Here is a 13,309-nt window from a genome sequence, read left to right as displayed (position 1 = left end):
TCGAGGATTATTCGGGTAACGGTAATGCGGGATTAAGTGTCGGTAGTGCAGAGTCCCATGCCAGCGGCCAGGTTTGTAAAGGTAGTTTTATTCCCGACAACTCAAATTCAGCAACGATTGATGCCATTGACTCACAGCTGGACTTGGACACAGACGTAGGGAGTCAAGGGACTATTGTGCTTTGGTATCGAGCTGAAGAGAACTGGGTGGGGAGTGGAGATAAGACCTTAATTGATGCAACTACCGATGTCATAGGAAATTCTAACGATAAGTATTTCTTCTTGGCAAAATTAAATGATGGTCGCTTACGATTTGCCTTGGAAGATAGCGCGGATCTTGATTTCAACTTATACACAAGTGCTAACTCAGTTGTTGCGGGAACGTGGGTTCATCTTGGCGTAACCTGGGACTTATCTGCCGATGAATTGCATATATATGTTGATGGAAGCTCTGCTGCCTCATCGTCAATTTCATCTAACGGCACTATGGGTGATGTAGGAAATATCTTCTTCGGGGACAATTCATCTACTTATCTAACACCAGGCGCTTCAGCTTATGGCCGTTTGGATGAGATTAAAGTTTACGATAGCGTGCTGACTGAAGCAGAAATTGGAACGGCTATGGGGGACTCTCATGCTTGTAGCTCGTGTTCTTTAGGTAGTTTTTCGATTACTCAGCCTGACTATGGGTTAGCCTGCCCGAGTTCCAGAGCTGAAGTGAGTATTCAAGCTGTATGTGCGGATGGTGTTACTGATAAAACTGACTATGTTGGTACGATTGGTTTAAGTACCAATGATGATTCAAATAGCGAGTTTTATGATGCTGCTAGCGGTGGTTCCTCCATATCGGGTCTCACTCTGGATGGCTCTGAAAGCGGTGCAGCAACGGTCTTTTTATTCCATGAGAGGGCGGTTGATGGTGTGGTCGTGACCGCCGAAGATACTGCAGAGAGTGTAAGCTCTACCGCAACGCCGGGTACAAACTTTAGTGCTTACGGATTTGTTGCCACCAACCCGGCCTCTTTTGTTTGTGGTAATTCTGAATCGATGACATTAACCGCTGTCGGTCAAACTCAACCAAGTGGTAGTGCTTGTTCAGTGTTGACTGATTTTGACGGGAGTAAAGATTTAAAAGCATGGTTTGAGGTGAATTATCAATCTGATGAGTCACCCGCTATTGCAGATACGGCCAGGACTTCCCTAAGCCTTAATAACACGCTTATCGCTAACAGTTTACCTGCTAGTGATAATCTGACTTTAGATTTTGATCAAGGTGTAGCAGATCTTGACGTTAGGCATTTAGATGCTGGACAAATATTGTCTATTAACTTTGAACATGAGGATGGGCTCAGTGAAACGCCACTTATGCAAGGTCTTATGTCTAATGCCTTTGTTGTCTCTCCTTCCTTGATTGAGTCGACTGTACCGAGCGCGCCAAGTTGTTCTTCTCCTTTTGGATCTTGCAGTGAGTTTGCAACGGTCGGTGATAATTTTACTCAGCAGCTTAGAGCTGTCTGCGCGGATGCAAGCGCAACAACGGCTGAGAGCTATATCAGTCCTTCGCCAATATCGTTGCGTAGTAATCTTATTGCACCGCTAAGTGGTGTTAATGCCAATGTTGCCGAGAGCAATGTGGCCTTTACATTGGCAGATGATGGTGTTGTGTCGGTGACGCAACAAATAGATGAGGTGGGGGTTTTCACTATGGAAGCCTATGCCGTGCCCGATTATGCGGGTGAAGTCGTCAGCGGTGGTACAAGTGGTAATGTTGGTCGGTTTATCCCTGATCGTTTTGATGTGAGCTTTTCCGTCACAGGAGGAAATTTTGCCCCAGCGTGTAATGTCGTTGGACTATCGCCCTTCACTTATATGAATCAGGCCTTTCAATGGAATACTGTCCCTGAATTGACGATAAGTGCTGTACGTGCTGATGGCACGATTACACAAAACTATGAAGGTGATTTTTGGCGCTTGGGTGCAAACCTGGAGCTAGATGAGTCTTGTGGTGGTAGTGTAGGCGTTAAGGGTTTTTGCTATACCGATAATGCAGCGACGGCGGCGACATTATCCTCGCCAGTTGGAGATATAAGTTATGGTGCGACAACAGATATTGATGGAACGCTTAGCTTACTTATCCACTCTAGTAACCCTAACTTCAGTTATGATCGACCTGCAGGGACCAATATCGTTCCTTTTGACGCAGATATTGATTTGGTCGTTACTTTGGAAGACGATGATGATGTGACAGGCACTAGTAATTTAGCAGCGCTTGGTTTCCAATTTAGCTCAGAATTACGGCAAGGACGGTGGAAAATGGAGAATGCCTATGGGCCTGATACTCAAGCGTTAAAAATGAAGGCTTACCCCCAATATTATTCTAGCGCCGGAACCTTTGTTGCCCATACTGATGATCAATGTACCGCAGTTGTTCCAACTGTTACACCTTTAGGTAGTGGTGCTACGAGCTTAGAAGATATTCTTGTGGGTTCAGAGTTAACTACCTTAAGTGTGAATGCTCCTCTCGATGATGCGCAAAATGAAAACTTTAGCTTCAGCGCTCCAGGAGTCGGCGGGGCTGGAAAAGTTCAAGTTAATCAGGACTTATCTGCATTGCCATGGTTGCGTTTTGACTGGGACGGAGATGGCGCTCTGGATGATGAGCACCCCTTTGTTGAGGCGCAGTTTGGTCAATATCGAGGCCACGACAGAATTATTTACTGGCGAGAAGTGAGTAACTGATTCTAGGTCGTGCTCCAAGGTTTGGGCATAGCGCGGGATGGAACCCGCTGCCTACAAAATATGAGAGTAATGCGGAGGGAGGGGCTTAATCCTCTTCCTCAGTACTCTCTTCAAAGCTCATATCAAGCTCTTTGATTTTACGGGTAAGCGTATTCCGGCCCCAGCCTAATAACTGGGAAGCATCTCTACGTCGTCCGCCAGTATGGTTCAATGCCGTATCGATCATAATACGCTCAAACTGGGGAACAGCTTGATCCAGAATGGCACTATTACCTTTTTTAAGTTCCTGGTCAGCCCACTTTCGCAAGGCTTCCTGCCAAGTACTTGCTGTTGGAGCAGTGTTATCTTCATCTAATAATTCTGGCGGCAGGTCTGATACATGAACCTCTCTACCACTAGCCATGACGGTTAACCAGCGACAGGTGTTTTCTAGCTGTCGAACATTACCTGGCCAGGGCATGGCACTTAAGTACTCTTCGGTCTCAGGGCGTAATTGCTTGATGTCGACCGAGAGCTCTTCAGCTGCTTTGCTTAAGAAGTAGTTCGCCAGGGTGGGGACGTCTTCACTTCGGTCGCATAGTTTAGGTAGGTGAACGCGAATAACGTTCAAACGGTGAAATAAATCTTCCCGGAAGCTACCTTCTTGAACCAGACCTTCAAGGTTTTGGTGGGTTGCAGCGATAATCCTAACGTTAACCTTAACGGGTGTGGTGCCACCGACTCGATAAAACTCACCATCTGCAAGTACACGTAATAGGCGGGTTTGCGTATCGGCAGGCATATCTCCGATTTCATCGAGGAAAAGTGTACCGCCATCAGCCTGTTCAAAGCGTCCGGTGCGCTGTCCTCCAGCACCTGTAAAGGCACCTTTCTCATGACCAAATAACTCAGACTCAATCAGGTCGTTGGGAATTGCAGCCATGTTTAAGGCAATAAATGGTAACTGTGCACGGGGGCTATGCTGATGCAAAGCACGAGCGACCAGTTCTTTACCTGTTCCTGATTCGCCATTGATCAGAACCGTTATATTTGACTGTGATAAGCGGCCGATAGCGCGAAACACTTCCTGCATCGCTGGAGCTTTACCAATGATTTCAGTATTTTCTTCATTGAGCTCCGGTGCATCAGGCATATTCTGTGCTTTTTGCTCTTGGGAGTGAGCAATGGCGCGTTTGATTAGTGCGACGGCATCATCTAGATCGAAGGGTTTGGGTAGGTAGTCGAAAGCGCCACTCTGATAGGAGGAAACAGCGCTGTCCAAGTCGGAATGAGCGGTCATAATAATGACCGGAACTGCCGGTACGCCACGATGCAAATTATTAGCTTGAATCTTTTCAAGTAGTGCAAGCCCATCAATGCCAGGCATACGAATATCACTGATAATCGCATCAGGGCTCTCGCTAGAAAGTCGTTCTACTACACCTTCACCGCTTTCAAAAGAGCGAAGCTCGTAGTCTTCTTTTGCTAGTGCTTTTTCAAGTACCCAGCGTATAGAGCGGTCATCATCAATGATCCATACAAGTGGCTTTGTTGTCATAGTGTTACTCCGAGATACTTGAAACGTTTGTTGGTTTAGGTGAGCGCGTGCTATCGATAGGGATATAAATAATGAAGTCGGTTTTACCTGGTTTGCTTTCGCACTCGACCAAGCCATCGTGCTTGGTAAATATGCTTTGCGTAATGGATAAGCCCAGACCTGTACCTTCTGCGCGCCCACTGATCATGGGGTAAAAAATATTCTGAATGGAATCCTTTGGTATACCTGGGCCGTTGTCGATAATATCAACCTTTAGTACCAGTCGATGTCGAGTATGACCAATAGTGAACTGCCTTAGAGTTCGCGTTCTCAAGACAATCTGAGGTGAAGGATTTTCGTCTTTTTGCTCAGACAGTGCTTGAAGTGCATTTTTCGCAATGTTCAGAAACGCTTGAATTAACTGACTTTTATCGCCCAGGAATTCGGGAATACTTGGGTCGTAGTCCCTGATAATATTAATTTTGCCTGCAGATTCGGCATGAATCAGGGTGTGAACTCTTTCAAGGATCTCGTGGATGTTTGTTTCACAACGCTTGAGGGCTTTATTAGAGCCGAGCATTCGATCTACCAGACTTCTCAGCCGGTCCGACTCACTCATTATAATTTGTGTGTATTCATGATGCTCTGGGTTGGTCAGCTCTGCATCAAGTAGCTGAGCGGCACCCCGAATTCCACCGAGAGGGTTCTTAACCTCATGAGCGAAGCCACGAACAAGGATTTGAGCTGTTTCCTGGTTCTCATGCAGCTGTTCTTCACGGCTGATCCGCTTCAAACGATCCTTTGCTTGCATTTCGATCAGCAGTAAATCCTGAGAATCTTGAGAGAACTTTGATGCCGAGCAGTCTGCAAGAAGCTCTTGGCCGTTGTGTAGAATAAACTCGCAGTCACGTTGAGTGTATGAGTGCCCGCCATCAATAATGGCCTGGAACTCGTCAAACAAAAGCTCTTCATGTTTAATAAAGAGGTGATCTAGCTTGCTGGATAGTATTCGTTTGTAACCGGCTTGCAGGAGCATTTCGGCAGCAGGATTGATAAATTTAATCTGGTAATTTGCATCAATAAGGATAACAGCAGTCGACAAGCCTTCGAGTATGCGTTGTTGGTAGGCATCTGAGAACAGGTTGGTTGTCATTAAAGCTTGTATCCATTGAAAGACGAAATTACATGCAAACAGGCTTGCTCTTGCCTGGGGCGAACTATAATAGCCAAAGCAAGAAGCAAACCAATGTTTTATGTGGCGTCGAATATGTTCAGAGAGTAGCTATTTAGCGAGCTCCCGACTGCTTGCGTGTCAGGGCTCTTGGTTTAGTATAGATGAAGATAGGATGTGCGCACCAATTTTGTGCATTGCTTTTTTGGGGTGTTCCCTATTGGTGCTCTCTATGTGTTAGTTAATTTTGAACGCTCTGGCGATAGGTCGATGAACTGTAAATTGACTACTGGCTGAGATAAGAGCCTTGTTTTGTGGGTCGATAACTTGGACCGTGATCGTGTGTGTTCCTCTATTTAGGCTTGTTAGCAGCAAGCTCGCCCCTTTTTGTAATGCAACTTCGGCACCATCCAGCAGAAAGCGCAGTTTGTCCTCTGCTCTTAATGAAGGCTCTAATATGGTGCTTACAGTGATGTCACCCGTGCCTGAGTGGAGTGCGCTCCGGTCTATTGGTGCGCTAATAACAAGTGACTGGTAAAGAAAGCTGTCGTCTGTAGGTGCAGAGCTAAAACTTATGGGGCTTGGTTTTAGTGCAGGTATGGTTGGAACGGGTTCGACTTCCAAGGTGACGGCGTTGCTTTGTGGTTGGTCTGAGTACGATATGCTGCCATCTGGTTTTGTGACTTTATAGACGGTTGTTGTGCTGGTGCTTTCTTCGGCATACAGCTTACTCGTGCTGACGAAAAACAATAAAGCCAATAAAGTAACCTTTATGGCGATCAACAAATTGCTAGTCTTGAATTGATCTTGTGTAAGCACAGTCTATACCCTCGTTAAATAACTGCTATAGTTAGAAAAAGCTTTGAAGAAGCAGTGTAACAGAGAGTCTTTTCGCTTCTAAAGCTCATCTATAGTTTAGCTCACAATTTGATGAGCTATTTTTGATATTTGAGGTTTTTTCTTTGTCCCATAATTCCGCCAGTAGCTCTTATGACAATGCGGCGAATGTATCGAGTGCTGAAGCAGTAGAGCCTGCTCAAGTAGCTGTATCGCGTTATCTTCAAAATGCTTATCTGCATGTCATGGCGCTAGCTGGGTTTGCTTGTTCACGTGAGGTGTTTTTGCACGGCTTACCCGTAGACGAAAGAGCTTCAAGTAGCGGTATGATGAGAGCGGTTCATAGCCAAGGCAAATTACAGTGCCGCCAAATGGATTTGGCGGATCTGGATAAGGCTGCCTTGCCTTGCCTTGCTCAGCTTAAAGGGAGTGATGAGGCTTGGCTCGTGATTGAGCGCTACGATACTTCCCGGTGTGCTTATAGCGTTAAAATTTTTAGCTCTGAGGGAGAGGGGCAGGCTTATTGGAGCGAGTTTGAGCTTAAGGAGAAAATCTCTGCAGAGCTGGTTTCGGTATTTCCAAAGGCGCATACGAGCAGTTCCTTAGACCAGCCAAGAAGAAGTGGTTTTGCTTCGTGGATGTGGCAGGAGCTAAGAGCTTTAAGCAGTGTTTATCGGGATATCATCGCAGCTACTTTATTGATTAACGTCTTTGCTTTGGCTGCGCCATTGTTTGTCATGAATGTTTATGATCGGGTAGTTCCCAATCAGGCAATCGAGACGCTTTGGGTTTTGGCGTCAGGTCTGGTCTTAGTGATCGTTTTTGAGCTGCTGGTAAAATTGCTTCGACATGTGTTTTTGGAACAGGCCGGTAAGCGTTTAGACTTGGTTTTGTCGAGTAAGCTATTTTCCAAGGTTTTGAATATCAGGCTCGAAGAATTTCCTTCGTCAGTGGGCTCACTTGCCAGTCAGGTGAAAGAGTTTGACTCGATCAAACAATTCTTTACTGCGGCGACAATGACAGCGCTCGCAGATGTTCCTTTTGCCATTATCTTTCTATTGGTTATCGCTTCTGTGGGTGGGCAGCTGGCCTTGGTGCCTTTAATAGCGGCTGCTTTCCTCTTGCTCTATGGTTACGTTGTGCATTTCCCGATAAAAAAAGTGGTTGATTTGATGCAGCAGGCAGCCGCTGAAAAAAATAGTGTTTTGGTTGAGAGCTTAAGCGGCATTGAAACGATCAAGTCCCTTAATGCGCAAGGGCGTCAGCAGGGCTTGTGGGAGAGAGCGCTGGTGCGTATGTCGCTACTAGGAGTAAGAGCCAAGCATCTGACCGACTCTGTATCGATCGTATCTGCGTCCGTTATGCAGCTTTCAACCATGGCGATTGTAATTGTCGGTGTTTATCAGATTGAGCAGCAAGCTCTGAGTTTAGGCGCTTTGATTGCTTGTGTGCTGTTAAGTTCTCGCGCCTTAGCGCCGATGTCCCAGATTGCTAACCTGATATCTCAATACCAACAAGCAAGGTCAGCGCTTAAGGGCTTGGACGATTTATCTCGGCGTGATGATGAATTAGAAGATATTTCTAAATCGCTGAGTTTGGGGGGCAAAATAACAAGTATCGAAGTGCGAGATTTATCCTTTTCGTACTCGGGTGGGCCTAAGGTGCTGAAGGACATAAATCTATCTTTGAATGCAGGTGAAAAAGTAGGGATTATTGGAAAGATTGGTTCTGGAAAAAGTTCACTGCTTAGGTTGTTGCTGGGCTTTGGCAGGGCTGACAGTGGTCAATTATTAATGAATGGCTTCGAGGTTCAGCACTTGAACGCAAGTGAGCTAAGGTCTTCTATTGCTTATGTTCCCCAAGAAATTACCCTGTTTAGCGGTAGTCTGCGTGAAAATATTCTAATGAAGGCTCCAGAAGTGCCGCAGGAAGCTTTGCTTAAAGCGGTGGAATTGTCAGGTTTGTCGGAATTGGTTCAAACTCATGAGATGGGTTTGGATATGCCGATAGGAGAGCAAGGGAAAGGCTTGTCTGGTGGGCAGAGGCAGTGTGTGGCAATCGCTAGAGCGCTTATCAATGACCCTGACTTATTGTTATTTGATGAGTTAAGTTCTTCAATGGATAATCAGACAGAACAGATGATCATCAATAATATTCGGAATATCTCTAAGGATAAGGTGCTGCTACTTAGCACGCACCGGGCTTCTTTGCTGGCCCTGGTGGACCGAATTATCGTGATGGATCAAGGAAAAATTGTTGCTGATGGGCCAAAGGAAAGTGTTTTGGATGCGCTCAAGCGAGGCTTGATTCAGGCAGGGAGCCAAAGTGCTCACAATGATAAACAAGGTCATGGAAAGGGAGGTGTTTCCAATGACTGAGTTCCGTTCAACCCCTATCACTCAAGCCTTAAATGATCATGGTAATGTCATAAAGTCACGACGCTTGCTGTGGCTTATAATTTTGATCTCTTTTTCATTTATCTGCTGGACTGCTTATGCAGAGGTGGATGAGTTGGTTCGTGGTGTAGGTAAGGTTATCCCTTCGAAGCAATTGCAGTTGGTCCAGAATCTTGAGGGTGGCATTCTCTCGGAATTATTGGTGGAGGAAGGTGAGGAAGTCGAAGCCGGTCAGGTTTTATTAAAACTGGATGATAAGCAGCTTGCTTCCCGTTTTCGGGAGCGTGAACAGGTAGTGCGAGTGCTTCAGGCTCGCTCAGAAAGGCTGCGAGCCGAAGCGCAAGGCGGAGAGCTTTCTTTTTCTGAATCTCTGGTTCGTGATGACCAGGCTTTAGTGAGAGAGCAGCAAGCGCTTTTTACTCAAAGGCTTGAACAGTTAAGAGCCTCCAAAGTAATAATAAGTCAGCAAATTCAGCAGAAACACCAATTATTGGATCAGCTTCAAGGTCAGCTTCGTCAGTCTAGAGCGCAGGAGTTGCTGGTGAAAAAGGAGTTGGCAATATTGGAGCCTTTGTTTGAGCAAGGGGTTGTCTCTGAGGTGGAGCTGATCAGGTCTGAAAAGAGTGTCTTGGAGGCCAAGGGGAGAGCCTCAGATATTGAGCTGAAGTTGCCGCAAATTGAATCGTCTATCAAAGAGCTGACAAATCGTAGAGCTCAGTTAGAGTTGGACTTTAGGTCTGAGTCTCGTCTTGAATTAAATGATGTGTTAGCAGAGCTGGCTCAGATGTCTCAAGGTCACGATGTATTGGAGGATAGGGTTGACCGAACCCAGGTTCGATCGCCTGTTAATGGTATCGTTAAAGAGCTTATGGTGACCACCTTGGGTGGGGTTATTCAGCCGGGAATGGATTTGGTGAGTGTTGTCCCGATGGAGGATGCTTTGCTAATTGAGACAAAAGTCCGCCCTGCCGATATTGCACGACTGTACCCTGGACAGAAAGCAATGGTAAAATTCACCGCATATGATTTCACGGTTTATGGAGGGCTCGAAGCTGAGCTGGTTCATATTAGTGCTGATTCCAGTACAAATGAACAAGGTGATAGCTTCTACCTGGTACGCGTCAAGACGCGAGATAATAACTTGAAGTTCGGAGACAAGCTCCTTCCGGTTATTCCTGGTATGATTGCCCAAGTAGATATTCTGACAGGGAAGAAAACCTTGCTGACGTATCTCTTGAAACCAATATTAAAAGCCCGGCAGGTTGCGCTGACCGAACAGTAAGTTTTGACTTGCTCACTATGCAACTTTTCAGGGTTTTATCTACGGATAGATAATAATAAGTAGCAACCAGTTTGGTTGTTAACGTAGAGGCAATAATAAAATGCAGTTTCTTTCGCGCTTGTTCTTGTGCTTAGCTGTCACAGGCTGTTTTAGCGTGGCCCCTGTTTTTTCCCAAGAGCTAGATTCAAGTTTCTCGAACACTATAGATGAGCCAGGGCTGTCTAAGAAAGCTTCGGCAGTTCGTGGCATTCAGGAGAGCGTGAGCTTAACCTTAGCCAGTCATCCGCAACTTAAAGCAATGGTCAGCGAGTTGTATGCTCAGATGGCGGACATCGAGGAACGGGAGTCTGCGTTTCTACCTAAGCTTGTTTTATCTCTAGGTGTCGGGCGTGAGCATAGTAATAACACTTCGACAAGGTCATTGACGGGAAGTGGCTCTGAACAAATGGAGCGCCGAGAAGCTTCACTTGCCTTAAGGCAAATGTTATTTGATGGCTTTCAAACTCATTGGCAGCGTGAAAGCGGCGTAGAGATGGGGCAGGCACGACGTCTAGCGATGCGCTCTCAGGCAGAAACGCTAGCCTATGATGCTGTGCAGGCGCATTTGGATGTTATGCGTGCGAACTTTGCTCTTGAGGATCATATTGCGAACCTGCAAACTCATGAACGGATTGCGAAAGACGTGGGTATGAGAGCTCGTTTGGGAAAAGATGACCGAGCCAAGGTAAGTCAGGTCAGTGCGCGTTTATCTTTATCTTTGGCAAATGTCGAGGCAGCAAAGGCTAAGCTTAGAGCGGCTGAGGCGGCTTATTTTCGAGTTGTAGGCTCAAGGCCTGCTTTATCTTTGGCTTTTAGTCCAGGCTTGTTATCGATGCCAAATTCGCTGGAACAGCTATTGGAAGAGGTGTCCTCACAGAATCCTCAGTTATTATCTGAAGCGCGAGCGCTTCGAGCGAGCAAGGCTGAGCGTTCGGCAGCGAAGTCTACTAATTTACCTTCGATTTATCTGGAATCTGGTGCGAGTTGGAATGATAACCTTGATGGTGTTAAAGGGCGAAATAATGATGCTTTTGTGATGCTGCGTATGCAATATGACTTATTCAACGGTGGGCGAGACTCAGCGGCTAAGAATAAGGCTGCTCTGCGTGTTAAGCGGGCAGGGTATCGCATGGAAGATGCGCAGCGTGAGTTAAGCTTAGCGGCTGAGCAGGCTTGGCATCGTTACCAGAGTTTATCGACTCGTTACGCCTTACTTCAGGATTATGCAGAATCGGCAGAAAACACCAAGCGAGCCTACATTAAGCAGTTTGATATTGGCCAGCGAAGCTTGATTGATCTGCTGGATGCCGAGAATGAACTATTAAATGCTAAGCGTTTAAGTAGTGAGGCGCGATATGACTTGTATTTGATTAAGTATGAGCTGTTGTACCTGCAGGGTAGTTTGCTGGATCACTTGTCTCAAAATATTACGATATCCCCTAAAGTAACTAAGTTCCTGGACGAAAGGGCATGATGATGGATCAGCAAGAAAAGGAGGCTTTATTTTTAGCGCTGCAGAATAGCGATGCTGACTTGGCCAGAGTGACGGAAGATCTCATCTCCTTGCTGGTGCAGAAAGGTATTATTTTGTTTACCGAACTGCCTAGCGCAGTACAGGCTAAGCTTGTTGATAGAGAAAAGCTGAGAGAAAAATTGGGCCAGGTGAATGTGTCTATATTATCGGAGGGCGATACGCTCTAATTTTATATGTATCGGCTCAAAGCCGATTTTACAGCTTGTAATACAGAGCGCGACATGACCAAACAAAATATCAAAGCCTTGAAAGTTCGCTAAGTTGACGTTCAAGCCCCCCCCCAAAAAAAAACCAGTCATTCCTGCGTAGGCGGGAATCCAGTGTCTTGATTAATAGGCAGCATTTGAAGCTACAGAAGTAATCGAATTAATAAGGTTTCGGTCAAAAACAATGGATCCCCGCCTACGCGAGGATGACTACTGTGGTGAGCATTCCTTGGGGGATGAATTCTAGAATAAGGTAACCCAGGAAGTTCTGGAAGTTCAAATCGTTTCAACGTCCGTTAAAGCATACTATTCGACCAAATTCATACTTGGTACCAAGGTTTTCTTCTGGTGTCTGCACGACTAAGCCATGCTCTGGTCGCAATCTGTTTTTCAATAAGTCAGTTCGAGTGCTGCGTTTACACTTTACAGTGCCTAGAGTTTCAACTCTCTTAAGTAATGAGGTTGTTGTCTTGAAGATTTTGCTGAGTAATTTGCTGTAAAATCTCGCTTGCACTTGTATTGGCATTGTCTAGGGTCTCGCCCGTGGACTGATGGCTAGAGTTAGCCTTTCCGAATACGCTTTCTAGGTCGTTCTCTGTGTCATCATGTAGAACTTGATTTAACTCTAGGGTCTCTGGCTTGCTGGAGCTGTTGTTGGCAAAGAGTGGCTGATCACTTCCTTCAATCTTTATAATGACTGTTTGTGTCGTGCCATCAACACTTTCGACAACAAATGTGTCAAACAAGCGTTCCTTCTCACCCAAAGAGATGACTTTCGGGTTGTTAGTATTTAGTTCGTATCGCCAGTTGCCGTGTTCATCAATGCTACCAGTGCCATAGTTAGAGCGTGTGGCAATGTCTTCGGCTGCTATAAAGTGAGATTGACCAAAGTCAGGGTCGTCGATGTTTAGCTTCTGTTCGGCGTAAGTGGCATTGGCTAAGTCGATCGTTTCAGAGTTGTCACCGCTTAAAAAAGGCTTGTCATCGGCGCCAAAAATAGTGATCTTGAGAAGTTGATTAGTACCGTCCACGCTTTTTAGCGGGATTAGGTCATGCAAAGTGTCGTTTTGATGAAGGCTTTTTACTGCGTCTGACTCACTATTGAGCGAATAAGTCCATTCGCCACTAGCGGAAATACTTACAAAGCCGTATGTGCCTTCAACCATGTCTTCAGCCAGCATTTGGGCTTCATCTTGGTCGAGGTCTTTAACAGTAAGCGTGCCGCTGATCGTTTCGGGTCTTTCACCAGGGCTATAGTTACTTAGTGCTGAAACTTCAGCGCTCTTGTCGCCAGAGATTGTTGCGCTGTCGTTAATCCCATGTATGGTGATATTGAGGGTAAATTTGTCGCCACTTTTGCTGATTAGGTCGATGCTGTCGATAAGGGAGTCGTTTGCCCCCAGTTCTTGAATTTTCGAAGTGTTGTTGTCTAGCGTGTATTGCCAGCTGCCGTCGCTGTTGTAATTGATTTGGCCATAAGCTGTTTCATGACTGGTTTCGTCAAATTCATAGTGTGTATCAACTTGGCCGCTTACTTCAAAGTGAATGTCTTCAGTAGTGCTTCGGTGCAGAGTTCCAAGGGATTTGCTG

At 45.9% G+C, this 13,309-nt stretch carries 9 protein-coding genes; 5 read left to right on the top strand and 4 right to left on the bottom strand.

Going from position 1 to position 13,309, the window contains the following annotated elements; genetic code table 11:
• On the top strand, positions 1 to 2,738 hold a 2,738-nt coding region (locus A3735_RS21125), incomplete at its 5' end, for a LamG domain-containing protein (protein ID WP_068638580.1).
• Between the two features lie 85 nt (positions 2,739 to 2,823).
• Here the strand turns inward: A3735_RS21125 and glnG are convergent.
• The 3 genes from glnG to A3735_RS21110 form a co-directional block, all read right to left on the bottom strand.
• Positions 2,824 to 4,275 (bottom strand): nitrogen regulation protein NR(I), encoded by a 1,452-nt coding sequence (gene glnG / locus A3735_RS21120; RefSeq protein ID WP_068508266.1) that lies wholly within the window; start codon positions 4,273 to 4,275, stop codon positions 2,824 to 2,826.
• Between the two features lie 4 nt (positions 4,276 to 4,279).
• A complete protein-coding gene (glnL, locus tag A3735_RS21115; RefSeq protein ID WP_068508264.1) occupies positions 4,280 to 5,407 on the bottom strand; it encodes a nitrogen regulation protein NR(II) in 1,128 nt (375 codons plus the stop codon).
• A gap of 255 nt (positions 5,408 to 5,662) precedes the next feature.
• On the bottom strand, positions 5,663 to 6,244 hold the full coding sequence (locus A3735_RS21110; protein WP_068508262.1) for a hypothetical protein: 582 nt from the start codon (positions 6,242 to 6,244) through the stop codon (positions 5,663 to 5,665).
• A 143-nt stretch (positions 6,245 to 6,387) separates the two neighbouring features.
• Here A3735_RS21110 and A3735_RS21105 point away from each other — a divergent pair, with 143 nt between their 5' ends.
• The 4 genes from A3735_RS21105 to A3735_RS21090 all read left to right on the top strand — a co-directional run bounded on the left by A3735_RS21105 (position 6,388) and on the right by A3735_RS21090 (position 11,680).
• On the top strand, positions 6,388 to 8,640 hold the full coding sequence (locus tag A3735_RS21105; RefSeq protein WP_068508260.1) for a type I secretion system permease/ATPase: 2,253 nt from the start codon (positions 6,388 to 6,390) through the stop codon (positions 8,638 to 8,640).
• Positions 8,633 to 9,940, top strand: coding sequence for an HlyD family type I secretion periplasmic adaptor subunit (locus A3735_RS21100; protein ID WP_197469720.1), 1,308 nt, complete (start codon positions 8,633 to 8,635; stop codon positions 9,938 to 9,940). Before A3735_RS21105 ends, A3735_RS21100 begins: the two co-directional genes overlap by 8 nt.
• Positions 9,941 to 10,094: 154 nt before the next feature.
• Positions 10,095 to 11,453, top strand: a complete 1,359-nt coding sequence (locus tag A3735_RS21095) for a TolC family outer membrane protein (RefSeq protein ID WP_197479380.1) — start codon at positions 10,095 to 10,097, stop codon at positions 11,451 to 11,453.
• Complete coding sequence (locus A3735_RS21090; protein ID WP_156499503.1) at positions 11,450 to 11,680, top strand: hypothetical protein; 231 nt, start codon at positions 11,450 to 11,452, stop codon at positions 11,678 to 11,680. Before A3735_RS21095 ends, A3735_RS21090 begins: the two co-directional genes overlap by 4 nt.
• 488 nt (positions 11,681 to 12,168) lie before the next feature.
• On the opposite strand, the gene A3735_RS21085 is transcribed toward A3735_RS21090, so the two are convergent.
• Positions 12,169 to 13,309, bottom strand: a 1,141-nt coding sequence (locus A3735_RS21085) for a VCBS domain-containing protein (protein WP_197485962.1), incomplete at its 5' end; no start/stop codon positions are given.

The organism is Oleiphilus sp. HI0061 (assembly GCF_001635675.1).
The sequence above is the reverse complement of the archived record's forward strand: the minus strand, read 5'-3'. Positions and strand labels throughout refer to the sequence as shown.

Excerpts from the sequence above, each read along its gene's own strand:
- A3735_RS21100 (WP_197469720.1), top strand. The coding sequence starts at position 8,633 with ATGACTGAGTTCCGTTCAACCCCTATCACTCAAGCCTTAAATGATCAT.
- glnL (WP_068508264.1), bottom strand. The coding sequence starts at position 5,407 with ATGACAACCAACCTGTTCTCAGATGCCTACCAACAACGCATACTCGAA.
- glnG (WP_068508266.1), bottom strand. The coding sequence starts at position 4,275 with ATGACAACAAAGCCACTTGTATGGATCATTGATGATGACCGCTCTATA.
- A3735_RS21090 (WP_156499503.1), top strand. The coding sequence starts at position 11,450 with ATGATGATGGATCAGCAAGAAAAGGAGGCTTTATTTTTAGCGCTGCAG.